The sequence below is a fragment of the Nitrospira sp. genome, assembly GCA_029194665.1.
In the GTDB taxonomy this organism is placed as follows: Bacteria; Nitrospirota; Nitrospiria; order Nitrospirales; family Nitrospiraceae; genus Nitrospira_D.
In genome coordinates this window covers 889,398-916,178 of sequence record JARFXO010000001.1, presented here as the reverse complement: position 1 = coordinate 916,178, position 26,781 = coordinate 889,398, and the positions used below count along the sequence as shown (strand labels likewise).

The 26,781-nt window shown below is 55.3% G+C and carries 24 protein-coding genes; 17 read left to right on the top strand and 7 right to left on the bottom strand.

Annotation, left to right across the window (positions count from 1 at the left end):
* The first annotated feature begins 157 nt into the window (after positions 1-157).
* The 8 genes from P0119_04400 to dapB are packed head-to-tail and all read left to right on the top strand — an operon-like array spanning position 158 to position 8,242.
* The gene (locus tag P0119_04400) at positions 158-1,375 is read left to right on the top strand and encodes an acetylornithine transaminase (protein MDF0665300.1); all 1,218 of its coding nucleotides are present in this window, start codon (positions 158-160) and stop codon (positions 1,373-1,375) included.
* Positions 1,375-2,352, top strand: a complete 978-nt coding sequence (gene argF / locus P0119_04395) for an ornithine carbamoyltransferase (GenBank protein MDF0665299.1) — start codon at positions 1,375-1,377, stop codon at positions 2,350-2,352. Before P0119_04400 ends, argF begins: the two co-directional genes overlap by 1 nt.
* A gap of 8 nt (positions 2,353-2,360) precedes the next feature.
* Positions 2,361-3,575: an argininosuccinate synthase gene (locus P0119_04390; protein ID MDF0665298.1), complete on the top strand. Its 1,215-nt coding sequence runs from the start codon at positions 2,361-2,363 to the stop codon at positions 3,573-3,575.
* Positions 3,575-4,987 carry an argininosuccinate lyase gene (argH, locus tag P0119_04385; GenBank protein MDF0665297.1) on the top strand — a complete coding sequence of 471 codons (1,413 nt, stop codon included), beginning with the start codon at positions 3,575-3,577 and terminating at the stop codon, positions 4,985-4,987. Before P0119_04390 ends, argH begins: the two co-directional genes overlap by 1 nt.
* Positions 4,984-5,211, top strand: a complete 228-nt coding sequence (locus tag P0119_04380) for a hypothetical protein (protein MDF0665296.1) — start codon at positions 4,984-4,986, stop codon at positions 5,209-5,211. The genes argH and P0119_04380 overlap by 4 nt, the downstream gene beginning before the upstream one ends.
* A gap of 46 nt (positions 5,212-5,257) precedes the next feature.
* Complete coding sequence (gene lysA / locus P0119_04375; protein ID MDF0665295.1) at positions 5,258-6,529, top strand: diaminopimelate decarboxylase; 1,272 nt, start codon at positions 5,258-5,260, stop codon at positions 6,527-6,529.
* A gap of 8 nt (positions 6,530-6,537) precedes the next feature.
* Entirely contained in the window at positions 6,538-7,410 is an 873-nt protein-coding gene (gene dapA / locus P0119_04370) for a 4-hydroxy-tetrahydrodipicolinate synthase (protein MDF0665294.1), read from the top strand.
* A gap of 28 nt (positions 7,411-7,438) precedes the next feature.
* Positions 7,439-8,242, top strand: a complete 804-nt coding sequence (gene dapB / locus P0119_04365) for a 4-hydroxy-tetrahydrodipicolinate reductase (protein MDF0665293.1) — start codon at positions 7,439-7,441, stop codon at positions 8,240-8,242.
* A gap of 1,090 nt (positions 8,243-9,332) precedes the next feature.
* On the opposite strand, the gene P0119_04360 is transcribed toward dapB, so the two are convergent.
* Positions 9,333-9,644 (bottom strand): hypothetical protein, encoded by a 312-nt coding sequence (locus P0119_04360; protein MDF0665292.1) that lies wholly within the window; start codon positions 9,642-9,644, stop codon positions 9,333-9,335.
* Between the two features lie 171 nt (positions 9,645-9,815).
* On the opposite strand from P0119_04360, the gene fsa reads away from it, so the two are divergent.
* Positions 9,816-10,463 carry a fructose-6-phosphate aldolase gene (gene fsa / locus P0119_04355; GenBank protein MDF0665291.1) on the top strand — a complete coding sequence of 216 codons (648 nt, stop codon included), beginning with the start codon at positions 9,816-9,818 and terminating at the stop codon, positions 10,461-10,463.
* A gap of 295 nt (positions 10,464-10,758) precedes the next feature.
* Here fsa and P0119_04350 read toward each other — a convergent pair whose 3' ends face one another.
* The gene (locus tag P0119_04350) at positions 10,759-12,642 is read right to left on the bottom strand and encodes a potassium transporter Kup (protein MDF0665290.1); all 1,884 of its coding nucleotides are present in this window, start codon (positions 12,640-12,642) and stop codon (positions 10,759-10,761) included.
* Between the two features lie 382 nt (positions 12,643-13,024).
* Here P0119_04350 and P0119_04345 point away from each other — a divergent pair, with 382 nt between their 5' ends.
* The 4 genes from P0119_04345 (at position 13,025) to P0119_04330 (ending at position 16,215) form a co-directional block, all read left to right on the top strand.
* The gene (locus tag P0119_04345; protein ID MDF0665289.1) at positions 13,025-13,342 is read left to right on the top strand and encodes a hypothetical protein; all 318 of its coding nucleotides are present in this window, start codon (positions 13,025-13,027) and stop codon (positions 13,340-13,342) included.
* A complete protein-coding gene (locus tag P0119_04340) occupies positions 13,339-13,608 on the top strand; it encodes a hypothetical protein (protein MDF0665288.1) in 270 nt (89 codons plus the stop codon). Before P0119_04345 ends, P0119_04340 begins: the two co-directional genes overlap by 4 nt.
* 541 nt (positions 13,609-14,149) lie before the next feature.
* Positions 14,150-14,392: a hypothetical protein gene (locus P0119_04335; protein MDF0665287.1), complete on the top strand. Its 243-nt coding sequence runs from the start codon at positions 14,150-14,152 to the stop codon at positions 14,390-14,392.
* Between the two features lie 353 nt (positions 14,393-14,745).
* Positions 14,746-16,215, top strand: coding sequence for a hypothetical protein (locus P0119_04330; protein ID MDF0665286.1), 1,470 nt, complete (start codon positions 14,746-14,748; stop codon positions 16,213-16,215).
* A gap of 2,401 nt (positions 16,216-18,616) precedes the next feature.
* On the opposite strand, the gene P0119_04325 is transcribed toward P0119_04330, so the two are convergent.
* From P0119_04325 to P0119_04305, 5 genes are all read right to left on the bottom strand, one after another.
* A protein-coding gene (locus tag P0119_04325; GenBank protein ID MDF0665285.1) for an IS5 family transposase occupies positions 18,617-19,374 on the bottom strand; the annotation gives its coding sequence in 2 pieces (ribosomal slippage) (positions 18,617-19,039 and positions 19,042-19,374; 756 coding nt in all).
* 116 nt (positions 19,375-19,490) lie between these two features.
* Positions 19,491-19,784, bottom strand: coding sequence for a BrnA antitoxin family protein (locus tag P0119_04320; GenBank protein ID MDF0665284.1), 294 nt, complete (start codon positions 19,782-19,784; stop codon positions 19,491-19,493).
* 391 nt (positions 19,785-20,175) lie between these two features.
* Positions 20,176-21,198, bottom strand: a complete 1,023-nt coding sequence (locus tag P0119_04315) for an ATP-grasp domain-containing protein (GenBank protein MDF0665283.1) — start codon at positions 21,196-21,198, stop codon at positions 20,176-20,178.
* On the bottom strand, positions 21,195-22,256 hold the full coding sequence (locus tag P0119_04310) for a putative zinc-binding metallopeptidase (protein MDF0665282.1): 1,062 nt from the start codon (positions 22,254-22,256) through the stop codon (positions 21,195-21,197). Before P0119_04310 ends, P0119_04315 begins: the two co-directional genes overlap by 4 nt.
* A 148-nt stretch (positions 22,257-22,404) precedes the next feature.
* Positions 22,405-22,902, bottom strand: coding sequence for a hypothetical protein (locus P0119_04305; protein ID MDF0665281.1), 498 nt, complete (start codon positions 22,900-22,902; stop codon positions 22,405-22,407).
* A gap of 72 nt (positions 22,903-22,974) precedes the next feature.
* Here P0119_04305 and ttcA point away from each other — a divergent pair, with 72 nt between their 5' ends.
* The 4 genes from ttcA (at position 22,975) to P0119_04285 (ending at position 26,714) form a co-directional block, all read left to right on the top strand.
* On the top strand, positions 22,975-23,859 hold the full coding sequence (gene ttcA / locus P0119_04300) for a tRNA 2-thiocytidine(32) synthetase TtcA (GenBank protein MDF0665280.1): 885 nt from the start codon (positions 22,975-22,977) through the stop codon (positions 23,857-23,859).
* 46 nt (positions 23,860-23,905) lie between these two features.
* On the top strand, positions 23,906-25,006 hold the full coding sequence (locus tag P0119_04295; GenBank protein MDF0665279.1) for a sensor histidine kinase: 1,101 nt from the start codon (positions 23,906-23,908) through the stop codon (positions 25,004-25,006).
* Positions 25,003-25,650, top strand: a complete 648-nt coding sequence (locus tag P0119_04290; GenBank protein MDF0665278.1) for a response regulator transcription factor — start codon at positions 25,003-25,005, stop codon at positions 25,648-25,650. The genes P0119_04295 and P0119_04290 overlap by 4 nt, the downstream gene beginning before the upstream one ends.
* Before the next feature lie 251 nt (positions 25,651-25,901).
* Complete coding sequence (locus P0119_04285; protein MDF0665277.1) at positions 25,902-26,714, top strand: methane monooxygenase/ammonia monooxygenase subunit C; 813 nt, start codon at positions 25,902-25,904, stop codon at positions 26,712-26,714.
* The last annotated feature ends 67 nt before the right edge of the window (positions 26,715-26,781 follow it).

Sequence of the window (26,781 nt, the reverse complement as noted above, 5' to 3'; positions counted from 1 at the left end):
ACCACACTCGGAACGAAAGGATACGTCCTATCGCTGATGACGGACCGTGGAACTGTGAGCAAGCCTCGCCTGAGGGCGATTCCCCCGCCGCTCCACTTATTGCTCTTCCCACTGCCCCTGTGCTAGCTTTCCTTTATTTCTCAAGGGATACGCTGTCATGCCGAGCCAAAACCTGAGAGACGATGCCGACAAATATCTCATGCAGACCTATAATCGCCAGCCGATCACGATTGTACGAGGCCGTGGTGCAAAGATCTACGATCTGGAGGGGCGAGAGTACATCGATTTTGTCGGTGGGATCGCTGTCAATGTGTTGGGACATGGTCATCCTGACCTGGTTCAGGCCATCCAACGCCAAGCTGTGCAACTGATTCATACCTCGAACCTCTACTACACTGAGCCTCAAGTGACATTGGCGAAAATGTTGATAGATCATTCGTTTGCCGACCGTGTGTTCTTCTGCAACAGTGGGGCGGAGGCCAACGAGGCGGCGATTAAACTGGCGAGGCGGTATGGGCATGAACGGCATGGGCCCGACCGCTTTGAAGTCATCACGATGAAGAATTCATTCCATGGCCGCACGCTGGCCACGCTCACCGCCACGGGACAGGAGAAGGTACAGAAGGGTTTTGAACCGCTGATGCCGGGATTTGCTTACGCACCGTTCAATGATTTCGGCGCGATCGAGTCCATGGTTAGTGAGAAGACCGCGGCGATCATGCTGGAACCGATTCAGGCGGAAGGCGGCGTGTATGTGGCCGACCGGGATTATCTGAGAAAGCTGCGTGACCTCTGTACGCAACGGGACATCTTGCTCATCCTCGATGAAATTCAGACAGGCATGGGGAGAACCGGTACCTTCTTCGCCCATGAACAACTCGGCGTGATACCCGATATCATGACCCTCGCAAAAGGTCTCGCGGGCGGAGTGCCGATCGGAGCCTGTCTGGCAAAAGACTCGGTGGCCGCAGCATTTACTCCCGGCTCTCATGCGTCGACGTTCGGCGGGAACCCCTTGGCCTGTGCCGCGGCGCTGGCCGTGTGCCGGGTGCTGCTTGAAGGAAAGGTGCTGGACCAAGCGCGACGCATGGGCGAGTACCTGGCAAAAGGGTTGGCCGATTGCAAAGACCGTCATCGCATCGTGAAGGAAGTGCGAGGCCTTGGTCTCTTGCAAGGCATGGAGTTGGAGGCCGACGCGCGGGCAGTGGTGGCCGATGCGCTTGCCCGCGGCCTGCTGATCAATGCCGCAACCGAGCGGGTGCTGCGCTTTGTGCCGCCCTTGGTGATCACACAGCCTGAAGTGGATAAGCTCGTCGAACTCCTCGACATCCTGCTCAACCAGCGCACAACGGCGGGAAAAGAGTCACCTCACTGATGGCCGTGCCAGCCCGACAAAAAATCAACGGCGGGGGCTATGCCAAGGACCTGCTCGACGTCGCGACGATGCCGAGGCAACAGGTATTCGACTTGCTGCGTTTGGCGACCTCTCTGAAGAAGAAGCAGCGCCAGGGCACTCCACATCGGTTGCTGCACGGGAAGACCTTAGGGCTGCTGTTTCAAAAGCCGTCGACAAGGACCCGCGTGTCGTTCGAGGCAGGGATGAACCAACTCGGCGGCCATGCACTGGTCCTTCCCATGAGCGACATCCAACTCTCGCGCGGTGAGACGGTCTCGGACACGGCGCGCGTCCTGTCTCGCTACCTGGACGGGATCGTGATCCGAACCTATGACCATTCCATCGTCGAAGAATGGGCGGCAGAAGCCACGATGCCGGTGATCAACGGGCTGACCGACCATAGCCATCCTTGTCAGGCCTTGTCCGATTTGATGACGATTCAGGAGATCAAGGGCCGGCTCAAAGGACTCAGCCTCGCGTATATCGGCGATGGAAACAACGTGGCCAACTCGCTCATCGAAGCGGGAACGAAGGTGGGCCTGCGCGTCGTGATCGGCTGTCCGTCCGGCTATCAGCCGGATCAGCGGGTGATCGACCGTGCCCGAATGGAAGGCCAAACCACCGGCACCTCCATCGAAGTGTTTGAGAATCCCCTGGTCGCCGTGAAAGAGGCGGATGTGGTGTATACCGACGTGTGGATCAGCATGGGACGCGAGCGGGAGCAGGCTCGACGATTACGAACGCTCGCTCCCTACCAGCTGAACAAACGGCTGCTCCAACGGGCGAAATCCGACGCCATCGTCATGCATTGTTTGCCGGCTCATCGAGGAGAAGAGATTACGGCGGAAGTGCTGGACGGCGCACAGTCCGTCGTCATCGATCAGGCGGAAAATCGCCTCCACATGCAAAAGGCGATTCTGACCCAGCTGCTCAGCCGGAAGAAACATACCAGATAGCTTCCATCATGAAACCAAAACCGATCAAGAAAATCGTCCTGGCCTATTCCGGCGGACTGGATACATCCGTCATCCTCAAATGGTTGCAGGAAACCTATCAAGCCGAGATCATCGCATTTTGCGCCGACCTTGGCCAGGGGGAAGATCTGAAGGCGGTCAAGACCAAGGCCCAAACGCTCGGCGTCAAGAAGGTCTATGTCGAGGATCTTCGGGAAACCTTCGTGAAAGACTATGTGTTCCCGATGTTGCGAGGGAATGCGATGTATGAGGGCTGCTACCTCCTTGGGACATCGATCGCTCGCCCGCTGATCGCTCGCCGACAGGCTGAAATCGCGATCAAAGAGGGCGCCGAAGCGGTGTCTCACGGCGCCACGGGGAAGGGTAACGATCAGGTACGTTTCGAGCTGACCTACATGGCGCTCGCACCTCACTTGAAGATCATCGCGCCTTGGCGGGAATGGACCATGCGTTCTCGGCGCGAACTGATTGAGTATGCCGATCGCCACGGCATTCCTGTGACCGCGACCAAAGCCAAGCCCTACAGCACGGACCCAAATCTGTTTCACATCAGCTACGAAGGCGGCATTCTTGAGGACCCCTGGGAATCGCCGCCGGATGAAATATTCCAGATGACCGTCTCACCGGAAAAGGCACCGGATAAACCGCAGGAAGTCGAAATCGAGTATCAGGCGGGCAACCCCGTCGCGGTCGACGGCAGGAAGATGAGCCCCGCGGCCTTACTAGCTCAGCTCAACAAATTGGGCGGTGCACACGGAATCGGCCGAGTCGACCTGGTGGAAAACCGCTACGTCGGGATGAAGTCGCGTGGGGTGTATGAAACGCCGGGAGGAACGATTTTGCACGTGGCGCATCGCGGACTCGAATCCTTGACGATGGACCGCGAAGTCCTCCACTTCCGGGACAGCTTGATCCCACGATTTGCAGGCCTGATCTACAACGGCTATTGGTTCAGCCCTGAGCGCGAAATGATACAAACTGCGATCGATGACGCACAGAAGGACGTCAGCGGCGTCGCACGAGTCAAACTCTACAAGGGAAGCTGTACGCTGGCCGGACGTAAATCCAAACAGTCCCTCTATCGCCTCGACATCGCGACGTTCGAGGAAGATGACGTGTATAACCAGAAGGATGCGGAAGGGTTCATCCGATTGAACGCATTGCGACTGAAGATTCGCGCGCAGAGAAGGAAAGCCTCGTCCTGATGGCCAGGCGGAGGCACCATCCGAAGTCGGCCGGCAGCGGAGGGAAGGCCTGGGCCGGCCGGTTTCGAGAGCAGACCGATCCATTGGTCGAAGCGTTTACCAAGTCCGTGACGATCGACAGTCGTCTGTATGGCGAGGATATCGCCGGGAGCATCGGCCATTGTAAGACACTCGAAAAGGCTCGGATCCTCACGCGGGCGGAAACGCGCGCCATCGTCCGTGGGTTGGAATCAGTCAAACGCGAGTTCGATCGCGGACAATTCGTCTTCTCATCTCAAGACGAAGACATACACATGGCCATCGAGCGGCGATTGACCGAAATGATCGGCCCGCTGGGGGGCAAATTGCACACGGGCCGTAGCCGGAATGATCAAGTGGCCCTGGATATTCGGCTGTATTTGCGTACTCGGCTGGACGAGCTGAATGAGCGATTGGCCGGATTTCAACGCGTGCTGGTTGCAAAGGCCGGTGCAAACCGCTCACTGATAATGCCCGGGTATACCCACCTGCAACGGGCTCAGCCGGTTCTGTTTGCGCATCACTTGCTGGCGTACGTGGAGATGTTCGAACGGGACAAGGGCCGACTCCGTGATGCAAGAGGCCGACTCAATGTCATGCCGCTCGGGTCCGGTGCCTTGGCCGGTACGAACTACCCGGTGAACCGACGATACACGGCTGAACTGCTGGGGTTTCCTGCCATCACTCAGAACAGCATGGATGCGGTTTCCGACCGCGATTTCATGATTGAAACGGCATCGGCCCTCTCAATTGTGATGATGCATTTGTCACGGCTGAGCGAGGAGTTGATCGTATGGGCATCGCAAGAATTTCGCTTCGTCGATCTGCCGGACGCATTCTGTACCGGAAGCAGCATGATGCCGCAGAAAAAGAACCCCGACGTCCCCGAACTGGTCCGAGGAAAAACCGGACGCGTATACGGTCACCTCGTCAATCTGCTGACCCTGCTCAAGGCTCTGCCGTTGAGTTATAATCGGGATTTGCAAGAAGACAAGGCTGCCCTCTTCGATGCCCTTGATACGGTAACGGCATCTCTCCAAGTGATGACGGAATTAATGCGCCGACTGAAGGTCAGCGGAGAGACCATGAAGCGGGCGTTGCAGGGAGGAGGACTGCTGGCCACGGAACTGGCCGACTACTTGGTCATGCGAGGCGTGCCTTTTCGAGAAGCTCATGGGATCACTGGACGAATCGTCCGGGCCGCGCTCGATCAAGGGCGTGACGTCACGGATTTGTCACTTGAGGAACTTCGGGTATTTTGTGAACGGATCGACAAGAGCGTGTTTTCTTGGTTGACTCCCGTAGCGGCAATCGATCACAAGGGACAAATCGGGGCGACAGCGCGGGAACGAGTTGAGCGGCGAATTAAAGACCTCGAAAGGTCACTGTCATGAAAGCTGTTGTTATTCTTGTATCGGCAGGGCTCTTGATTTCTTGTGGAGTGGCTGGTGCACCGGTCCCCCCGGAATTAGTCGGAGTGACGCCCACGATCGAGAAGCAGAAAAGACAACATGCCCTTGAGGCAGAGCGGCAAGCGACAGAATCGGCTGAACAGGATCCTGCTCTGGGAAACCAGGACATCGATCTGTCTCCACCGCAGCCTGTGGGAATACGGTAAAAGGTCTTGGGCCTGATGTACTCGGTTTAATACAAGGAACCACGCAATGCATAGCTTCGAGTATCACCACGGTGAAATGTACTGTGAACAGGTACCGGTCAGCCGTGTGGCGAAGGAGCTCGGCACTCCCTGTTATATCTATAGCCATGCGACACTGGTCCGGCATTTCCACGCCTACGACAGCGCATTCAAGAATATCCCGCATATCATCGCGTTTGCGATGAAAGCCAATTCCAATCTGGCCATTCTTCGCATGATGGCAAAGGAAGGCAGCGGCGCGGACATCGTGTCGGGCGGCGAGCTGTTCCGAGCGCTCAAAGCCGGCGTGCCGTCTTCCAAAATCGTGTTTGCCGGCGTCGGTAAATCGCCGGAGGAAATCCGCGACGCGTTGAAGGCCGACGTCCTTATGTTTAATGTCGAGTCGTCGGCCGAGATCCATGCGATCAACGAGGTGGCGGCTTCGGTCGGTAAAAGAGCGCGGATCGCATTGCGGATCAATCCGGACGTGGATCCGAAAACACATCCGTACATCTCTACAGGGATGAAGAAAAGCAAGTTCGGCATCGCCTCGGATCGCGCGCTGGAAGAATACAAAATGGCGTCTTCTCTGAGCCATACCGACGTTGTGGGCGTCCATGCCCACATCGGCTCGCAGTTGACGGACGTGACACCGTTTGTCGATTCGCTGAAGAAGGTCGTGGCGCTCATCGATACGCTGAAGAGACAGGGAATCAACATCCGCTACCTGAACATCGGAGGCGGACTCGGCATCACGTATTCCGAGGAAAAGCCGCCTTTGCCTCAGGATCTGGCTGACGCCGTTTCGCCGCTCGTCAAGGATCTGGGGCTGACGCTGGTGATGGAGCCTGGCCGTGTTATCGTCGGCAACGCCGGCATCTTGGTAACAAAGGCGCTGTATGAAAAGGCCGGAGAAACCAAGCACTTCGTCATCGTCGATGCCGCCATGAACGATTTGATTCGGCCGAGCTTGTACGGCGCCTACCACGAAATTCGTCCTGTGAATGAGGAAGCGATCCGTAGGACTAAACAGACGGTGGACATCGTCGGGCCTGTCTGTGAATCAGGGGATTTTCTGGCCAAGGATCGATCGTTGCCAAGCGTCAAACCCGGTGATCTGTTAGCAGTCATGAGCGCCGGGGCATACGGCTTTGTGATGGCATCGAATTACAACTCTCGGCCTCGGGTACCGGAAGTGCTCGTCAAGGGCGGAGAGTTTCACGTCATTCGTGATCGAGAGACTTACGACGACCTCGTACGTGGCGAGAGAATCCCGTCGTTTCTCAACGAAACGGAATGAGAGGGAGTATGTTCGACGGATCGCTTGTTGCTATTGTCACACCGTTCCGACAGGGCAAAATTGACGAGCCTGCTTTGGCCGAGTTGATCGAATGGCAGATCGCCAACGGCACCAACGGTATCGTGCCATGTGGAACCACCGGTGAATCGGCCACGCTTTCTCATGACGAGCATAATCGGGTGATCGAATTGACCGTCGAGGTAGTCCGTCGGCGAGTACCGGTTATTGCGGGAACCGGTTCGAACAGCACGGATGAAGCCATCATGCTCACGAAACACGCGAAGCAGGCTGGGGCCGATGCTGCCTTGCTCATTACCCCCTACTACAATAAACCGACACAGGAAGGACTCTATCGACACTATAAGGCGGTTGCGGAGGCCGTCGATCTGCCCTTAGTCCTGTACAACATCCCCGGTCGCACTGGAGTCAACATGTTGCCTTCAACGATCGGCCGGCTTTCTGCCATTAACACGATCGTCGGAGTCAAGGAAGGGAGTGGCTCTGTTCAACAGGCCTCAGATATCGTGCAGATGTGCGGTGATCGCCTCACTCTGTTGGCCGGCGACGACTCCCTCACGTTACCGATGATGGCGGTCGGCGGGAAAGGTGTGATTACCGTAACGGCTAATATCATGCCGTCGGAAATGGCCGGCCTTGTGAAAAGCTTCACCGAGGGAAGGATCGACGAAGCACGAGGGATTCATTTTAAACTTTCCCCCCTCTTCGCGGCATTGTTCTATGAAACCAACCCCATTCCGGTCAAAGAAGCGTTAGGACTCATGCGGAAGATTGATCCTGAATTACGCTTGCCGCTCTGCCCGATGGCCCAGGACACACGCGAGAAATTGATTCGCGTGCTCAAGGATGCGGCGTTGATCTGACTCAAGCAATATCTAGGTCTATGACAAGATGATCAAGGTCATTGTAGCGGGTGCAGCCGGCCGAATGGGCTGTCGACTGGTGTCATTGATCCGAGATTCTACTGCGTTGACCCTGGCTGGTGCCTTAGAAGGGAAAGATCATCCTGCGTTGGGAATGGATGCGGGCGAAAGTGCTGGATCGGGTCGTGCAGGCCTTCTCATCACGGAAGACCTCTCCGTTCTGATGGAGCGAGGGGAAGTTGTGATCGATTTTTCCGCTCCCGAGGCGACGCTTGAGCATATGCGGACGGTGGCTCACCATCGAGGGGCCATAGTCATCGGGACTACCGGCTTTTCGGCTGTTCAACTCGACGAGTTGAGGTCACTGGCCCAGCAGATTCCCTGCGTCTTCTCTCCGAACATGAGTGTCGGAATCAACCTGATCTGCAAAGTCATCGGCGAGATGGCCAGAACACTTGGGGACGATTACGACATTGAGGTCATTGAAGCTCATCACAGACTAAAGAAGGACGCTCCAAGCGGCACGGCCCTCAAAATTGCCGAGGTTCTTGCCCGGTCGGTCGGCCGAGACTTGAACCAGGTCGGAGTCTATGCCCGCAAGGGATTGATCGGTGAGCGAACCAAGGGGGAGATCGGAATACAAACCGTTCGCGCCGGCGATATCGTCGGCGATCACACGATTCTGTTCGGCGGTATGGGAGAACGAATCGAGGTCACCCACCGGGCCAGCAGCCGCGATACGTTCGCCCGTGGAGCCCTACGAGCCGCGCGATGGGTCGTCCGCCAGCCGGCCGGCTTATACGATATGATGGATGTTTTAAATCTTCGTTGATTCCGCTTTCATCGCTTGACAACATCGCTAAGCAGCCGGTTTTGTCTTTCTCTTCACGGAATATCCGAGTAAGTACTTGCGCCGTGTTCCATTCACTGACTCATGTGCAACGTGCAGCTAGCTGAAAATGCGACTCCACGGTCCTGTTGTGCTCGATGCGAGTGACGGGTGTGCGGAAAAATTGTGTGTAAGTATTCAAGCCCTACGAGGATTTCTGTCAGCGGCGTTGTAATCCGCATGGCAGTCAATGGTGCTCTCCGGGTGGCGGTGTATCTGAAAAGAGTGCACCATGACGCCAGGTTGGCCTGTAAAGGACCGAGATATACCGCCCCGTCCTTCTGTGTTATCAGAAGGTGGTGACTTGAGGTTCGACGGTGGGACCGAGGATTAATGTCGAGCCGTGATTGGACGAGGTTCCTGATCAGCTGCCTTCCGACGACCACAATTCAAACAGGCAAAGACCGTGATCGCCAGTCCAGCGTCCAAATCCACTGCTCGTTCTGGTAGCATCGCCCCATGACATTTATCGCAGGTTTTCATGGTAGGGCAGTTTAGCACCAGAGCATAGGGTAAGCCAATCCCCCTGAAGTACTGAACGGCACTAGCAAGAGCTCCAATCGGACCTATGAACATAGGTCGTTTGCGCGTGTCTTCCCCAGTAGTTTTTCACGATTACCTGCTGGTAGTTATCTTGACAGGCCCCCACAGCTTTCATAGGATTGTGGCGCCTAATTCGATAGACCACTATGTATAGATTGATCCTAGTCGTTTTGCTTCTCACGGTTCTCTACTTCTTGCTCCGACAAATGTTTCGCGGATTCAAAACACCAATTCGAGATGGCCGGGAGAAATCGGCTGCGCGAGTCCAAGACGAAGAACAAGACCAGATGATCGAGGATCCGGTCTGTCACATATTCGTCCCTAAGCGAATTGGAATAATCGAAACGATCGGCGGACGGGAGTACTGTTTCTGCAGCCAGGAGTGTGCGGTAAGATTTCGGAACGAGCACCCCGTCTAGCGGTGTATTCTGGAACTACAAGAAATCGTTGCCTTGGAAGGAAAAGCCGGCAGACTCTTGAACTAAGTTGATCAGCAGCCCGAATAGGTATAGTCGGAAAGTTTCTCATCTTTCTCAAACTTGAGGGTGATCTGACATTGATTGGGAGAGAAATTGAAGAGTGGAGCCCGGGATTGTCCTCCGGCGATACGATAGTAGGTCCAGGTCTCTCCGCCAAAAAAGCGGGAAGCTTTGGCGTCCGGAGGACCCCAGTTTTTTTCAAACCACCCCTTCTCCTTTCCCTGGAGCTCGGCCGGTTTTAGTGAAGCTTCTAGGTATGGATTCTTCTCTGAGCAGGCTGGGGTGATAAGGGAGAAGAGCAGCAACCAGGCAAGTCGTTGCATCGTGATTTCTCCTAGAAAATCAAGGGTCACTGTCAACCGCAAGAGTCTATCTTCCGCTCGAAAGTCTGTCAAACTTGCGTATCGACTTCTTGCACTGGTATTGAGTTCTTCATAAAATGACCGATAGCAAGGGTATCGCATCACGATTTCTTCGCTAGGAAAGGGACAGCCATGAAAATTTATCTCGATACGGCCAACGTCAAGGAAATCCATGAAGCGGCAAGCCTGGGCCTGCTCGACGGCGTGACCACAAATCCCTCGCTGGTGGTCAAGGAAGGCCGAAGTTTCAGAGAAATGTTGCAGGAGGTGTGTAAGATCGTGGACGGGCCGATCAGCGCCGAGGTCGTGAGTCTGGAAGCGGATGCCATGGTGAAGGAAGGCAAAGAGCTCGCCAAGATTCACAAGAACATCGTCGTCAAATGTCCACTGATTCCGGAAGGGCTGAAAGCCACGAAGCGGCTGGCTGCTGAGGGGATCAGAGTGAACGTGACTCTCTGTTTCTCACCCACACAGGCGCTCTTGGCGGCCAAAGCCGGAGCCTGGTGCGTTTCGCCTTTCATCGGACGGCTTGATGATATCAGCTCCAGCGGCATGGAGCTCATTCGCCAAATCCTGACGATCTATAAGAACTATGACTACAAGACCTTGGTGTTAGTGGCGAGCGTCCGCCATCCGCAGCACGTCGTCGAGGCGGCGTTAGCCGGCGGCCATATCTGCACAATGCCGTATAGCGTCTTCCAGGCGCTTTTCAAACACCCGTTGACCGATGCTGGACTGAAGAAGTTCTTGGACGACTGGAAGGCAAAAGGACAGCAGTAGCAGTCGATGAGTGAGGGTGAGCTCCATGTTCTGCGGATGTTCACCCCACTCCAAACACCGATCCGATCCCAACCGAGAATCAGCGGAAACGAGACTGGCCAACCTTGACATTCTATTCAGCTACGCACGGGCAATTTCTTTATCCAGCTACCAGGCGATTCAAAATATAGAGCGTCCGATTTGCTACCTAGCAGAGGCTGAAACAGAGGAGCTGATTGTTATGTTGAGCGCGCGACGAATGAGCTGATCGAGGCCAGCGCGATTGGCTGCGTCATTGTCCCCTTCACTGAGCCAACTAGATCTCCACGACCACGCCGATCTCAACGACCTGCTCAGCGGGAATATGGAAGAAGGAACTCGCCAGCTGGGAGTTGCGGCTGAGGAAGATGAAGAGCCGTTCCCGCCAGAGCGCCATACCAGGCTTCGGTGTTGCGAGTGAATTCACGCGACTCAGGAAGAACGTGGCATGGTGAAAGTCCAGATCCAACCCTTGCGTCCGACAGGCTGTGAGTAAGCGGGTGATGTTTGGTGTCTCCATGAACCCATATTGCACCACGACCAGGCGGACATCTTTGGCGAGAGGTTCGATGCGGACGTGATGGCTGCCGGTGACCGTCGGAACGCGGGCGGTCGTGGTGGTCAGGAAGACCAATTGTTCATGGAGCACCTTATTGTGCCGCACGTTCTGTACCAAGGATGGCGGCGTGAGGTCGGGAAACTGGGTCAAGTAAACAGCCGTACCAGGGACCCGGGTGAGTGGCTGCCCCAGCACCTCTTTCAGGTAGGCCGTGAGTTGCGGCATTTTGCTCCAGAGATGCTTCGCGATGAGCCGACGACCGCCATGCCAGGTCGTCATCAAGAGAAACAGACCGGCTCCCAGGGCCAGCGGCAACCAGCCACCGTGAGGAATCTTCAGCACATTGGCTCCGAAAAACGAGAGGTCTATGACCAGGAAAAAACCGGTGATGAGCACGACGGCCGGCCAGCCCCATTTCCATTGGCGTCGAGCGACGATGAAGATCAGCAGCGTCGTAGTCACCATCGTGCCGGCCACAGCGATCCCGTATGCAGCGGCCAGGTTGCTGGAGGTGCCGAAGAGGACGACCAGGCCGACGGTGCCGATCAGCATAAACACATTCATGGCCGGTACGTAGATTTGCCCGATCTGGGAAGCGGAAGTGTACCGAATGTCCATTCGCGGCAGATAACCCAACTGAATCGCCTGATGGGTAAGGGAAAAGGCACCGCTCAGCATCGCTTGAGAGGCGATGATGGTCGCCATCGTCGCCAGCATGACCAACGGCAGAAGCAACCATCCCGGTGCGAGAAAGTAGAACGGATTCGTGATCGCCTCAGGTTGCCGGACCAGCAGAGCGCCTTGCCCTAAGTATTGCAGGACAAGCGACGGCAACACCAGGCTGTACCAACCGAGGCGAATGGGGGCCTTCCCAAAGTGCCCCATGTCGGCATACAAAGCTTCGGCTCCTGTTAAGACGAGAAACACACTCCCCAATACCGCGAAACCTTGCGCGGGATGATCCAGCAGGAACTGGACGGCATGGTGGGGGCTGACCGCGGCAAACACTTCTGGTGTCTGGACCGCACTCTTGGTCCCCAAAGCGGCGAGCGTGAGAAACCAGAGCAGCATGATTGGACCGAACCATTCGCCGAGTCGTCCCGTCCCGCGCGATTGGATCCCAAAGAGCACGAGCAGCACGGCGATGGCGATCGGCAGCGTATAGGGCTGATAGGCCGTGGTCTCAACCTCGATTCCTTCTATGGCACTCAAGACCGAGATAGCTGGGGTGATGATGCCGTCTCCGTAGACCAATGAAGCTCCGAGCAAGCCGAGGGCGATCACCGGGCCGATCCGCAAGGGGAATGCGGACTCTTCTCGATGACGTTGCCCCAAGGCCATCAACGCTAAAATGCCCCCTTCACCTTGATTGTCGGCTCGCATGACGAACAGTAAGTACTTCACCGTCACGACCAACAGCAGAGCCCAGATGATGAGCGAGAGCAGACCGGTGATCGTTGGAAGCGTGACCGACAAACCCTGGGAGAGGTGAAAACATTCCCGCAGCGCATAGAGGGGACTGGTTCCAATATCGCCGTACACAACGCCAAGCGCGGCCAGCGCTGTCCCAGGGGACGTCGAGCGTTCGGGTGGACTACTCATCGGTGCGACGGAACGGCCAGGGGCGCAGACTTAAACGGGGCAGAGCGTGGATGTCGAGCATAGGGTCTCGATCCTAGCCGCTTCAGGAAGACAGCACAAGGCGGTTTGGCGTCAATTCCATTCCCACTCCAGTCGGCAAGATTCGGGCGGATCGCGGTGCGCGCGCATCTAAGTTGCGCCGCAAGCTGTCCGGGTGCCGCAAGGACGAAAGCGCTGCCCTCAATGTTTTGCACAGTTCAAGATCCGAGCCCAGCTATGCCATGCCGCCTGTGCCATGCTCGCTACTCTCCCGCCAGCGTTTCCGTTGACTTTCTTGTGCGCTCTCGCTTAGCGTAAACCGTTCGCTGATTTGCGGAGACCAGACGCGGGTGAAAGGGACTGCGTGACGAAGGTCACCACGTATTGTTATTTGCTCACGCTCTCCGACCGCAAACGGCATGAACATACCACCGTCCAAGGGAAGGTCGTCCGGTTCGTGGTGCAATATGAGACATTGGTGGAGGGAGTCTGGCGTCCCGTTGTGCGGTACGACACCGCGCACGGGTTTCCGCATGTCGATCGCCTCTTTCCAGATGGCCGCACGGAGAAGATTCCGCTCCTGACGACGGACTTGGCCGAGGCGCTCACGGTGGCCGATGAGGACATCGAAGAACACTGGGAAGACTACAAGACCCAGTATCTGAAGGGGAGGCTCCGATGACAGACCAGGAACTGTTCACCAAGAATCTGAAGCTCTCCCGTGAATTCGACCTGTATTTGGTCGAACATCCCGAGGTAGCGGAGAAGATTCCGGCGAATGCGTTGATCGTGCTGCTGCCGGAGGACGACCCGGAGCTTTGTGTCAGGAATCAGGAGTTGGCGCAGGCGAGACGAGAGCCGGGCCAAGCTCTCGTGTCGGTGCGGGTCGGCACGCTCATGCCACCTCGGTCACGGTTGGTCAATCCGAGGGTCGAGGTCGCGGCGTAACGAACCGGCACACGGGCGCCCCACCGCGTGCAACGGAAGGGCCCCACCGAGTGATGGGTGGAGTGAGCATGGTGGCGTAGTTCGCCGCGAGAGGACCCGCAGGATGGACAATTGGGGCTGAAATTATTTTCGGATTGGGGCTAATAGGCGCGACTCAAGCTTCCCGAGTGGGGCGAGGACGAACGTATTACCCTCCATGTCTTTTGCACTGTTCAAGGTCCGACTCAAATTTTTCCCTCCTTGTGATCCCTTCACTTGATGCTCAGCATCTGCGCCTGTGATCGCGCATGCAGCGACCCAGCACGCCTTCACTGAATCCATTCGGATCCTCGTGTATCGAAAGAGATACGCCTCATGGGGCGACTACTTACAGAAACAGCAAGGCAATCCTTCGGAATTCGCACGCCACCTCGCGGATTCTTCGCGGCATGGTCTTTGCGTATAAACACGCAGTATTGAGTCGCTTTCAAAGAGACATGGTGGAACCCGTTCAATCAATAATATTTAGCGTGCAAGTGGAGAGCAAAGTAAGGAGGGCCTTATGATCACGGTCAAGAGCCAGTTCGTTCAGCAGACGTTGGCGGCGATAACCCTGGCCTTAGTTCTTGGTACTTTATCGATGATCTGGCCCGTCATCCTTACCCTCTTTCTCGGAGTGCTTCTGCTGATCCAATCGTTCAGCGAAGCACCGGAAATTGCGGTGCTGTCGTGGGCCGAGGTCAGCAATGTGCCGATCGTCCTCGCCTCACTTCGGCGTCCCGGGCTCCCGGCGATGCTTTCGTGATGAGTTCGAGCGGTGGGTTCGTCAGTCGAGCGCATTCCGTCAGGAGGGGATTGGCTCCAAGGTGCTCATGAGCGTCCACGTGGGCGAAACAGGCGTGCCTCCAGCGGCCTGATGTATTAGACCTGTGAACATAGCTCTTCTCGGTTGTCGCGCAGCGTGGGTTGATTCGTCACGAACCGGAAGGGATGACGCTGGTGAAGTCAATAGTCGTGCGTGACACAATATCACTGGCCGATAAGCCCAAAGTGGGTGTCCCGTGTTTCAAGGACATTTTAACTTGCCATTTTGCGCATTTCATGAGTTGTGCAAGTCAATATTGAAGCTTCGTAATTTTGCAAAAAACGGAGGCTGTCATGTCTGTATCTGCATCACTGAGGCCTATCCTTGGTCTGTTACTAGGATTAACCGGATGCGGACTGTTTAACGAACCCATCCAAGAAGAAAGAGTGTTTGTTGGGGAAGGTGGATGTAAGCGGCCAGCTGCAAATGTTGGAATTAACCCTACTGACCTGGACTTAACTCTGGGAAAATTTAGAGAATTTATAACTTTACCAGCTATAAAGTATAAGAACGATCCAAAGGTTTCTCAGTTACTGCAAAACCAAGATACTGGTCTACTCGTCATAGATTATTTAATCTGTACAGCCAAACATAGAAAAGACATTGATGATACACCTGAACAAATAAGATATTTCACCAATTGGCTGAATTTCATGTCAACAAGTCCGACATCAAAGGACGTTATTGAGTGGGAGGAGAAACATCCATTTCCAAAAGACAAAATCAAAGTCACAGCCCGTCCTGAGCAAGCGGAGATCGCAATATCCCTCGGCGGTCGAGAGATTTCAGTAAATACTTCTCAATTAGCGATTTCAAAAGACATAACAAAGGTAGCAAACCCCAAGATTTTTCAAGATTCTATCCTCGGTTTTGCGTTTGAGCTTCCCGCAGATAGTAAATGGCCGCAACCAAAACAAATTAAGGGGGTAGATCAGTACTTAAAACGGATTTTGGGAGATGGAGTCACGGATGAGATGATGATGCGAATGGCTGCGCATCCATTCGGTCAAGCATTGCGAGATATCGAGAGCCTAGTCTTTGTATTGAGTGAGTCTTTGGCTGTAGAGAGAACGGAAAATACCTCTATACCAATTCTTAACGAAGCTATTGCGCACTCAATAAGTGGAATTGAGAATTCTGACGCGTTCAGGAAAATGATAGCAGAGATGGTTAAAGGTATGGAGGAAGAAGCTCAAGCTGGCACCGCCTCCGAAGAACGGAGCCATGATGCCAAGAGCCTTGTGGAGGCGGCTAGGAAAATTAAGACCATCAGCGATTTTGAAAAGGTAGTCAAAATGCAAATGGACTTAACGCCAGAGAAGGCCAGTGAGCTTAAGCAATTTTTAAATATGAGAAAGTCAATTTCAGAAGAGGTAATGAGAGCAAGCTTCCCAATTCAAAAGTGGAACTTAGCTAATGAGTTTTCTATCACAGTTTTTCACAAAGATAAGTTGGTAGGTTCTCCTATTAGATCCCTAGCATCATTTTATTCCGTCGTTGGCAGTCAGCTTGGCGCAGTTTGCGATAGACTTGTGGCGAATGAAAAAGGGATTTTGACCGGAGGGACTGTGTCATTTAACAACATAAAAATCAACGGTGTTGAGGGGCCGCTCACTGTTTCCCGTGCGTGGTTCTTTACGGAGTCGCAACACTCATACTTTCTGGTAGAAATAGCTTATTCTCCCCAGGCGAATAGTTCAATAAAAGTATGGGAAGATTTAAGAAAGGCCACCGACTCCTTCAGTCTTATCGAGAGCACATGAGTTTGACGTTGGCCCCATTCGACGAGAAGTCTTAGCCGGTCACGAGAGGGGGCACCGGAAATTCGGACAGTATGATAAGTGGTAGCCTGGCTTCACCAACAGAGGTGGCTCCGCTTGTTTGGACAGTTTCTGCCAGGTCATAAAGGAAAACACGGCGGAGTCAAGTCTAGTCTTGTGCATTAATTCATAATCCCATGGACTCACACCTCCCCAAACCTCCCGACGCCCTCTGTCACTTCACAAGACAATGCTCACAACCCGTTAATGACCCCGAGTGGCAACCGTTCTTCTCTTGACGCGGTACAAGATGGCAGCGCCCCAATCCTGTGAGGCCTCTTTGTCCGTGAGCTGAGGTCTTGATCTGTAGAATCATCCCTTAAAATCTGTTACGGGAGAAACAAAGGGGGACATTCTACTTTTCATGGTGCCCACGCCTGTACTCAAGGATAAAACCCGCCTTTCTCGTCAGTGTCGTTTGTCCGTAACCCTCACCTCGCAGTCAAACGGCTTTCCGCCGTTCGCTCCGGGTTCATACTGTGACAAAGCGATGAGACCTGAAAAGGTTGATGACCCTTTCTATGCGGGCCGAACTTGCCGCCACGGAACCACGGCGCGTCCGGTCTGCCGCATCAGGACGCCCGGCACGCCGCCTGGCACACGTTCGCCTCATTGACGTTTTCTGCATCGAATAAAAGGAGTCGGGAGCCTGTGTGCTACGAACGCGACTTTCGCGAGAGCGATGGTGGCGGTGCTTTATTCATGATGAGGGGAGGCCCCTCGAAGTCGGCGTGCAGGTGCAGACTTCAAACCGCGGCAAGCGGCGGCGATCAAGAGTCGTCGTCGTGAGCGTTGCCGGACAAGGCGGAGAGACACTCCGTCAGGTGAGAATCAAGAAGACGAACGCAAGTGAACCGCTGAGGACGTGTCGAAGGACCTTAAGCGGCGTCAAAACCGAGATCGAGGCTCTATCCCGCGAAGCAGGTGGAGGGGAACCTGTCTACGGCTCCACTGGCGTCCGGCATGAAGGCAGCGTGATCTTGATGCAGGCATGGATGAGGAACGTAGGAACCTGTCACTCTGATGCAAAGGGAGACGCGCAATCGGGGAGTCCCCGCAAGCGCTTGAGTACCGAGGCGGGGCACAGGGGCGGAGTCGCTCATAGTAGGGTAGAAGGTTCCGTAATGAGACCGGACCGAAGGGGCGGTGTCGTCTGGTCTTATCGGGTGGGCAACCCATGAGGGGAGGACCTGCAGGGATAAGACAAAACCGTTGGTAGCAGTTGGACGATAGGAGCCGGATGAATCGAGAGGTTCACGCCCAGTTCTGGAAGGGCGTGGGAGTGAAATTCTCCTGCGCTACTCAACTTGTCAGCCATGTGAGACACGCAACATCGAAGATGATCTCTGAAAGGTGATGTGAGCACGACGGGATGTACGGCCTCGCCGTTCATTAGAGACTGCCGAAAGTTACACGATCGAGACGAACCTGCGCTAGTGCTATCGACCATTTCCATCGAGGCTATGGATCAGCCGGCGCAGCCCTGGCGGTAGTGTCCATAAATCCTGGTGACGCTCTGTTCATCATGAGGTTGCTGAGAACGGCAGGACCTCATATCGTTCCGTTTATGGTTCGACAGGCTCACAACGAACTGCCCTCGAGGACACCCCATTAGATTTCCACTACCACGCCGATCTCAAGGACCTCGGTGGGAATATGGAGAACGAACGTGTCTGCTGGAAATTATGGGGTTGGATTGTTGGCAGGTTAGACAATGTGGCCGACGTATGCGGAAACAGCTAAGGGGCAGATCTTGTTTTGTGCATTCGATGAATCAAACCGTAGGTCCGTGACTTACGTATCTAGACGGCCGACTACTTATAGTGCCGTGCGGCGACTGAGCCGCATATAAGCGCTGCGATAGGTTTTCACATCAGCCCTGAAGAAGACGCGGCGGGGGCAAGTCTTGTCTTGTGCATTAAGTCATAACCCCATGGTCTCACACTTCCCCAAACCTCCCGGCACCTTCTGTTACTTCACAGGACAATGCTCACAACCCGTTAATGACCGCGAGTGGCAACAGTTCTTCTCTTGACGCGGTACAACATGGTAGCGGCTCAATCCTGTGAGGGCTCCCTGTCCGTGAGCTGAAGTCTTGATCTGTAGAATCATCCCATAAAGCCTGTACAGTCGTGCAAAAGGGGGACGCGTCTTGTAATCCAACATTGACGAGGCCTGGCGATATTTCGGTCTGGTCAGCGTTGTTTCAGGGAACCGGAGCGATCCGATTGTGCCAGCTGGGGTAGATGGACTACCTGTCCAGCTTGGACGATGTGACCGACCTGTTGAGCACAGACCTCTAAAACAATCTTCAGGAGTCGCGTCTCGAAACTAGGGCGTGTCATCAATTAAGCCATGTCATTGAAGCAGCGAGATAGATGGCACCGAGGAAATTGGCGGCGCGTTTGTCGTAGCGGGTGGCGATGGCGCGGAATTGCTTGAGTCTGGCGAAGAAGTTCTCAATCAGATGCCGGGCTCGGTAGAGGTCTTGATCGTATTCGCGGGGGGTGGTTCTGTTGGCTTTGGGGGGAATGACCACGACCTTGCCCGCTCGTTGCAGCGGCTGGATCACCCGTTCATCGGCATCAAAGGCCTTATCGGCAATGATGGTATCCGCGTCAATGCCGGGTAGCAAGACATCGGCGCCCTCCAGGTCATGCGCCTGCCCTGGGGTGAGATGAAACCCCGTTGGGTTACCCAACGCATCACAGGTGGCGTGGATTTTGGTGGTCAGGCCACCCTTGCTGCGTCCGATGGCTTCCTGCGCGTGGTGCCCCCTTTTGCACCAGCGCTGTGCTGGTGGGCACGAACGATGGTGGAATCGATCATCGCGTATTCGTTGTCAGGATCGTCAGCAAGACGTTCAAACACCCGCTTCCAGACGCCGCGTCGACTCCAGCGCGTATGGCGTGTGTGGATCACTCGGAAATCTCCGAACCGCTCCGGCAGATCCCGCCACGGGATCCCCGCGCGATACCGGTACAACACCGCTTCCACAAACAGCCGGTTGTCCTTCGCCGTCACGCCCACCGTCTCTTCACGACCAGGCAGCAGATGCTCGATCTTCTCCCATTGGTCATCACGCAATCCATACCGTCTCACCATCCGCAGACCCCTCCTTTGGTCTGGGACGGAGTAAATCACAACACGATGGCTCTGTGAATCGAGAAAATTAATTGATGACACGCCCTAGAATCGTTGGATGACACAAGAAGCTTTTACGCTGCTCGTGAGGCGGCTTGCTCTAGTAATTCATGGATCAAGGTTTGGTAAGGCTTACCCTGCTTGGCCGCCATCCTGCGCAACGCCGCCACGAGGTCCGGCGACAGCCGAATGGCAATCACCTGCTTGGCCATTCCGGTAACAGGCCGTCCGACCCGACGCATCCGCTTCAGTTGTTCATCAGACAACTGAGGGATGTCGGAGAAGCCAATCTGTGAATCGGGCATATGCTTGACGTTCCTTGCGGCTCGCTTGCCTAGCGCTGATGAGACGGATGATTTCTTTTTCATGGTTTCTTCTCCTGATCGTATAGATCACCAGCAGAATACGATCGGTGACTGATTGTGCGAGCCGTTGCCGACGACGCTCATGTTGCGAATGAGCAATATCTTCACCATCTAAGCCATTGGGATCACTAAACGCCGTCGTCGCCTCTTCAAAGGAAACGCCATGCTTCTCATAGTTGGCAATAGCCTTCTGAATATCCCATCCGAGCACACGAGCGTATATACGCGAATTGGGCGATGAACCTCAAGAACATGTGCCAATGAGTACTGCGTTTTCGGCCACCTGCTCGGCAGGAATATGGAAGAACGAACTCGCACGCTGAGAGTTGCGGCTGAGACGACGCAGAGTTGTTCCAGCTAACAGCGCCATGCCCGGTAGTCCGTCGCAGCAGATTCACGCCGCTTTGGCCGGGCCCCGGCGAAGGCCCACGTTCAAGATTTCTTGGAGCAACTCTGTGTAATGGTAGTCGGCTTTCTTCGCCGAATGGGCGAAATCTTCGTCTTCCGCGATCTGAGGGTTGGGATTGGCCTCCAGGACGTAGAGTTGTCCGTCGCCGGCCATGCGCATGTCGATGCGGGCATAGCCGCTGAGTCCAAGCACACGATAGACGCGTTTCGCCAGATTCTGAATTTCTTCGCGCTTGCCCTCCGGCAAATTGTCGGCTTCTCTTGAAGTGATGCCGTACTTCTGCTGATACTTCCGGCTCCATTTCACCCGTTCCGTTGCGATGCGTTTGGCGTCCTCCGGCAGCTGGTCCAGGATGAGTTCCCACACCGGCAATACTTGAAGGTGCCCGTTCCCGATGATTCCCACATAGAACTCGCGACCTTCGATATACCGTTCGATCAGCGCTCCGCTGCCGACGCTCTCATGAACGAAGGCCACTCGCTCACTCATTTTGTCGTCGTCCACGACGATCGAGGCTTGGGAGATGCCCAGCGAGGCTTCTTCGTTAACCGATTTGATGATCAGCGGAAAGGACAGCCACTTGGGCCGTTTCACCGTGCGTCCTTGAGGGACCTCGATGAATTCAGGGTAGGGAATTCGGTGAAAGGACAGCACTTTTTTGGTCAAGGCTTTGTCGCGTGCCAACATCAGTCCGCGCGGATTACAGCCCGTGTAGGGCAGGCGCAAGAGTTCGAGATACGACACTACATGCTGGTCATAGACGGCCATACCGTCAAACTCTTCCAAGAGGTTAAAGGCGATGTCCGGCTTCCAATTCTCTATGGCGGAGTGGATGACCCCGAGATCGCTCCTGACGCCGAGGGGATACACCTCGTGTCCCAGTTTCTTCAATGTCGAGAGGACGTCATATTCCGTCCTCCACCCCACGGTTTTCAAGTCGTAGCCGTCCGCCTCTTTGGGAGGCACAAGGTCTTCATGCATGAGGACCAGTACGCGAAGTCTCTTCATAGGGCCACTCGATGCCGTCCACTTCGCAAAAAGTTCATGGTGTGAACGGTCAGAAGGATGGTGAAATCGAGCTTGGCCTGCTCTTCCGCGGCGGGAACTCGTAGATTCAGTTCGCGGCACCGCTGGATCATATCCTCCAGTACTTGGTCGATCGTGTATTGGTACTCACCGGTCCAACTCGCCACCTTTCGTCGCACTTCTCGGCGAAAACGGTTCAGAAAGGTGGCGGCGCTCAGTTTGCTCGCATGGCTCGGCATGGTCGAAAACAGTCGCTTCAGATCCGGGTCATACTGCAAGTGGCGATCGATTCCATAATGTCTCCGTTTACGCTCGTAATGCTCCCGTAGGGTCTTTTTCAAACTGGGAAGCGCATCGACCTCTTCTTGTGTTGTCACGAACGGTGGGGTTCCGCTGAGTTCTTTCATCAGCCCATCGACATACCGGAGCTTCTTGAGCACCGGCCACCCTCGGTACCGTTCCTCCCATAAGGAGTCCGGCGTCAGCCACACGGCAAAGGTCTCGGCGAAGTCTTCGTCCGGATGGCTTTGCGCGTACCACAAGTCCAAGTGGCGCACGAAACTACGGCTATAGGGGCGGGGGGAGTAGTACAGCGGGTACCGTTCAGAAGACTTGCCGAAAATGTGCCGGCGAGTTTTTCGCCGGCGGAGTTTGTAGGCATTTTCGATCGCGTGGCCCGCCTCGTGACGAAGGATTCGCAAACACCATTCCTTGGTGCCGCCTTCCACTTCAAACATTTGGGCTTCTTCCAGTTTTGCCAGGCGAGGATGGGCCAGGTAGAAGGGGACGGCGATGCCGGGGACTCCATCGGGAGTAAACCACTCGTTGGAGAGCCAGAAGTGCGGACGAAACAGCAATCCACGGCCTTCCAGCTCACGAGTTAATTCGGCGATGGGCCGTTCGAGGAATCCGCCCTTGAATCCGACATCCAGTCCGCACATCGGGAGGTCCAACAGCGCATCGTCAGACCAGGAGGCCCATTGTGGCTCATCCTGGCCGCTGACAGGTGTCCTCAAAGCGTCGGAGACTGTACGGTCCATGACAAATAGGCCTCTGAAATGCGCTTATTTTTCCGCCCATGAAAATATAGCATGCGGTGCTTATCTCGTCTGACGAGGAGGCTTCACTGAGATGGTAGAGAGGCAGGTGAACAGGAGATTGCGCAAACGGTTCCGATTTGGACCGACGCTACGTCTTCGTTGATTGTCGGCTTCTCTGAAACTGAGGGAGTCGTGCAATCAGCGCCGGTGCTGATTCCCAGATGTGGTCGATGACAGATTCCACATAAGACCGGGCTTCATCGATATCACGCTCCCAATCAGGGAGAGCCTCATGCAGGTCGAGGATCGGCGTGTCCTCACCGAACGAAACTTCATTGAAGAGCGGAACTTTCAATCCGAACTGTTTCTCGATGAATTCGCGGTGGTCCCGCCCCATGGCAATCACGAGATCAGCTCGATCGATCAGCGCTCTGGTCAACATTCGAGGGATATGTGGAGATGGATCAGTGCCCTTTTCGATCAACCGATTCGAGATGATTGGATGGATGGGTTGAGGCTTGGCTTTGATCCCAGCCGATTCCACTCGATAGGAGGATTGCAAGCAGATCCGTGCCCGTACCGAATACTCGGCCGCCATACTGCGGAAGACGTTGCCGGTACATACAAAGAGAATTGATTGCACCATAGACGAATCGTATACCTTTTCCTGAGGGTGGTCCTGTCGACAGGATCACAATGGAGCCGCTACAATCTTGCCATGATCGTCCCGCATGCTCCAACCTCAACGCCGAAATTAGACGACGCCACGGAGAAGATACAGACGCGCCTTTGCCGGCTGGTGGGTCAGGCCATCGCCGACTACCGACTCATTGAAGACGGTGACAGGGTGATGGTGTGCCTGTCGGGCGGTAAGGACAGTTATGGTTTACTGGATATCCTGGTTGCATTGCAACGCCGAGCGCCCATTCGCTTTGATCTAATCGCGGTCAACCTCGATCAACGGCAACCGGGCTTTCCCGAGCATGTGCTCCCTCAATACCTGAGGCAGCGCGGAATTTCGTTCCATATTGAATCCCGCGATACCTATTCAATCGTGAAGCGCCTCATTCCGGAGGGACAGACGACCTGTTCGTTGTGTTCACGGTTACGACGAGGCCACCTCTATCGCATCGCGACTGAGCTTGGAGCCACGAAGATCGCGCTCGGTCACCACCGCGACGACATCATCGAGACCTTGTTCTTGAACCTCTTCCATACGGGCAAGCTGAAGGCCATCCCTCCCAAGCTTCGTTCCAAGGACGGTCGACATGTCGTCATTCGGCCGCTTGCGCTCGTGAAAGAAGCCGACCTCGCACGCTATGCGGAGCTGCGAGGATTTCCGATCATTCCCTGCGACCTCTGCGGCTCTCAGGAGGATTTGAAGCGAAAGAAAGTGAAGACGTTTCTTCAGCAGTGGGAACGGGAGTCACCCGGTTGTACGGACAGCATTGCCGCGGCCCTGGCCAATGTCGCGCCGTCTCTCTTGATGGATTCTCGCCTCTTTGATTTCAAGTCGTTGGCAGCGACAGCGAAACATCAGGCCGAGGGTGATGTCTGGTTAGATGAAGAACCGTCGAGCCGAAAGCATGATCGTCCTTCTTGATTGAACGAGTCTGAAGGAGGATAATTCGACTGTGTGAGGTCCGCCCATGCTTGTATCGCGAGTTAGAACCGGGGTTTTTGCCGGCGGTATCGTCGTATTGATGGTCGGATTGCTGATTCTTCATCTTCCCGCAGACGTTGTGAACTCTTTCCTCTCGCTGTTTCCTCAGCAAATAGCGACGCCGTTCGAGATGGAAAACCTTATATCTGTGGCAAGGGAAGATGTCACTGCGCTTTCGCCTCAAGCCTACGAGGAATCTTCGTGGAGACCGTTAGTTATTCGGGTTGTAAGCATGGCCCTGATCGGGCTGCCCATTTGGTACCTTCTCCAACGTCGTGAACGTGAAGAGGAGATCCAGCGCCTCGATGAGGGTTGGGCCGCGCGCTTACATGCACGCAGCGAGGAGCTGCTGGCCGTCAATAACGCGCTCGTCAGCGAGGTGTCAAAACGAATCGACACCGAACAATCGCTCGAAGCCAACCGCCGGGACCTCCGCGTGCTTGCCTCGCAGCTGCTTCGCCTCCAGGAGGAAGAGCGACGGCGGATTTCACGCGATCTGCACGACGACATCAATCAACGCCTCGCGCTCTTGTCGATCGACATCGAAATGTTGGAACAACAACTTTCCGACGCCCCCATCCGTATGGTCAGCACGGTGCATGCGATTCATAACCGTATCGTCGAGCTTTCCGACGATGTTCGCCGCTTGGCCTATCAGTTTCACCCATCCATCCTTGACGACCTAGGTTTAGCTATTGCGCTCCGACGCCTCGTCGATGACTTTCAAGCCCGCACCGGGATCCGTGCCCAGTTCTTCTGTCAAGACATCCCCACACACGTGGCGCAAGATGTCGTGACCTGCTTGTACCGCGTGGCACAGGAAGGCTTAGCGAACATTTCCCGCCATGCCAGGGCAAAGAATATGCGCGTCGAGCTTCGGAGGGTGCGAAACGGCCTGCAGCTTATGATAGGCGATGATGGAGTGGGATTTGATGTGAATCAGTACGATGGTCGGCGGGGAAGCCTCGGGCTGTTGAGCATGAGGGAACGCGTTTTCCTGGTTGCCGGAAACCTGGAGATTCAATCGACACCGAGCGAGGGGACACGTGTCTGTGCGTGGGTGCCGTTCACACAGGAGCGTGCATGAGCAAGCCCCGCGTCCTCTTGGCGGATGACCATGCGCTGGTGCTGGAAGGATTCAAGAAACTGCTGGAAGAGCAGTGTCAGGTGGTAGGGTCCGTAGAGGACGGGCGGTCTTTGCTGGATGCGGCGAAGCGATTGCGGCCTGACATCGTGGTCTTGGACATTTCGATGCCGCAACTGAATGGTCTCGATGCGGCGCGCCGCTTGCGAAAGATCGTTCCCCAGGCCCGATTGATTTTTGTCACCGTGCATGCCGATCCGGACTATGTCAATCAAGCGTTCAAGGCCGGCGCATCGGCCTACCTGCTGAAACGGTCGGCAGGATCCGAGCTGTCATTGGCTATTGAGGCTGTGAGGAACGGCAATTATTACGTCACTTCCTTGATTGCCAAGGATTTGGTTCAATCCGCAATCTCTGACTCGGAGCCGAACATCGGTGGGCAGAACCGCTTGCCCGTGCGACAGCGAGAGATTCTCCAATTAGTGGCCGAGGGCCGGACGCTCAAAGAAATCGCTTCAACCCTGGGTCTTTCTCCAAAGACGGTCGAGTATCATAAGTCAAAGTTGATGGAACAGCTGGGCCTCCATACGACGGCTGAGCTGACCAAGTACGCACTGGCACACGGCCTCACTCCCTCATCGGAATAGCCTCGCAATCCTTTCCATTCTCTTTGGATCCTTCCCGTGGAATTTCCTTTTGAACTCTAGGGAAGTGCCTTATGGCACAGGAAATGATGTTTTGCTAAGGATTAGAGCATTAGATGGATCAGCAGCTCTTCGAATGAAAGGAGTAGAGCTCCTGGCGGTTCATCTCTGGAGGAGACTTGAGGCAGTGGTCTGTATGTGCCTCTTTAGGGAGAAGGCTAGCACATTCGTTCTAACAACGAGGAGGTCCCACTATGGCAAACGATCGAGGGTATGACATTTCGCAGTGGTACGATTCGAAGCCGTGGAAGATCGGGTGGGCGGCGATGCTGATGATGGGCATCTTTTGGGTCCTGTATCAACGGGCGTTTGGGTACTCGCACGGGTTGGATTCGATGACCCCGGAATTCGACTCCGTGTGGATGGGACTGTGGCGGTTTAACATCGTGGCGAACGCCTTGTTCTTTGCGGTGTCGGTGGGATGGATCTGGACCACCCGGGACCGCAATCTGGCCAATCTGGACCCCAAGCTGGAGTTGAAGCGGTATTTTTATTGGATGGGCTGGCTGGCCTGTTACATCTGGGGCGTGTACTACGCGGGCAGCTACACGTTGGAGCAGGATGCGGCGTGGCATCAAGTGATCATCCGAGACACGAGCTTCACGGCGAGCCACATTGTCGCGTTCTACGGGACGTTCCCGCTGTACATCACGTGCGGGGTGTCGAGCTATCTGTATGCGCAGACGCGGCTCCCGTTGTACAACCAGGCGACTTCGTTTGCGCTGGTGGCGGCGGTGGTGGGGCCGATGTTCATTCTGCCGAACGTGGGGTTGAACGAGTGGGGCCATGCGTTCTGGTTCGTGGATGAGCTGTTCTCGGCGCCGTTGCACTGGGGCTTTGTGACGTTGGGTTGGTGCGGGTTGTTTGGGGCGGCCGGTGGAGTGGCGGCGCAGATCGTGAGCCGGATGTCGAATCTGGCGGACGTGATCTGGAACAACGCGCCGAAGAGCATCCTGGATCCGTTCCCCAGCCAGGTAGACCCCAACGCCAAGGGGGCGGGGTACTAAGCAGGAATAGCGAGCAGTCCACATAACGAGCGGTCGGCGGTGCAGGAGGGGTGCGGTGCTCCGAGGG

Excerpts from the sequence above, each read along its gene's own strand:
- P0119_04400 (MDF0665300.1), top strand. The coding sequence starts at position 158 with ATGCCGAGCCAAAACCTGAGAGACGATGCCGACAAATATCTCATGCAG.
- argF (MDF0665299.1), top strand. The coding sequence starts at position 1,375 with ATGGCCGTGCCAGCCCGACAAAAAATCAACGGCGGGGGCTATGCCAAG.
- P0119_04390 (MDF0665298.1), top strand. The coding sequence starts at position 2,361 with ATGAAACCAAAACCGATCAAGAAAATCGTCCTGGCCTATTCCGGCGGA.
- argH (MDF0665297.1), top strand. The coding sequence starts at position 3,575 with ATGGCCAGGCGGAGGCACCATCCGAAGTCGGCCGGCAGCGGAGGGAAG.
- P0119_04380 (MDF0665296.1), top strand. The coding sequence starts at position 4,984 with ATGAAAGCTGTTGTTATTCTTGTATCGGCAGGGCTCTTGATTTCTTGT.
- lysA (MDF0665295.1), top strand. The coding sequence starts at position 5,258 with ATGCATAGCTTCGAGTATCACCACGGTGAAATGTACTGTGAACAGGTA.
- dapA (MDF0665294.1), top strand. The coding sequence starts at position 6,538 with ATGTTCGACGGATCGCTTGTTGCTATTGTCACACCGTTCCGACAGGGC.
- dapB (MDF0665293.1), top strand. The coding sequence starts at position 7,439 with ATGATCAAGGTCATTGTAGCGGGTGCAGCCGGCCGAATGGGCTGTCGA.
- P0119_04360 (MDF0665292.1), bottom strand. The coding sequence starts at position 9,644 with ATGCAACGACTTGCCTGGTTGCTGCTCTTCTCCCTTATCACCCCAGCC.
- fsa (MDF0665291.1), top strand. The coding sequence starts at position 9,816 with ATGAAAATTTATCTCGATACGGCCAACGTCAAGGAAATCCATGAAGCG.
- P0119_04350 (MDF0665290.1), bottom strand. The coding sequence starts at position 12,642 with ATGAGTAGTCCACCCGAACGCTCGACGTCCCCTGGGACAGCGCTGGCC.
- P0119_04340 (MDF0665288.1), top strand. The coding sequence starts at position 13,339 with ATGACAGACCAGGAACTGTTCACCAAGAATCTGAAGCTCTCCCGTGAA.
- P0119_04335 (MDF0665287.1), top strand. The coding sequence starts at position 14,150 with ATGATCACGGTCAAGAGCCAGTTCGTTCAGCAGACGTTGGCGGCGATA.
- P0119_04330 (MDF0665286.1), top strand. The coding sequence starts at position 14,746 with ATGTCTGTATCTGCATCACTGAGGCCTATCCTTGGTCTGTTACTAGGA.
- P0119_04320 (MDF0665284.1), bottom strand. The coding sequence starts at position 19,784 with ATGAAAAAGAAATCATCCGTCTCATCAGCGCTAGGCAAGCGAGCCGCA.
- P0119_04315 (MDF0665283.1), bottom strand. The coding sequence starts at position 21,198 with ATGAAGAGACTTCGCGTACTGGTCCTCATGCATGAAGACCTTGTGCCT.
- P0119_04310 (MDF0665282.1), bottom strand. The coding sequence starts at position 22,256 with ATGGACCGTACAGTCTCCGACGCTTTGAGGACACCTGTCAGCGGCCAG.
- P0119_04305 (MDF0665281.1), bottom strand. The coding sequence starts at position 22,902 with ATGGTGCAATCAATTCTCTTTGTATGTACCGGCAACGTCTTCCGCAGT.
- ttcA (MDF0665280.1), top strand. The coding sequence starts at position 22,975 with ATGATCGTCCCGCATGCTCCAACCTCAACGCCGAAATTAGACGACGCC.
- P0119_04295 (MDF0665279.1), top strand. The coding sequence starts at position 23,906 with ATGCTTGTATCGCGAGTTAGAACCGGGGTTTTTGCCGGCGGTATCGTC.
- P0119_04290 (MDF0665278.1), top strand. The coding sequence starts at position 25,003 with ATGAGCAAGCCCCGCGTCCTCTTGGCGGATGACCATGCGCTGGTGCTG.
- P0119_04285 (MDF0665277.1), top strand. The coding sequence starts at position 25,902 with ATGGCAAACGATCGAGGGTATGACATTTCGCAGTGGTACGATTCGAAG.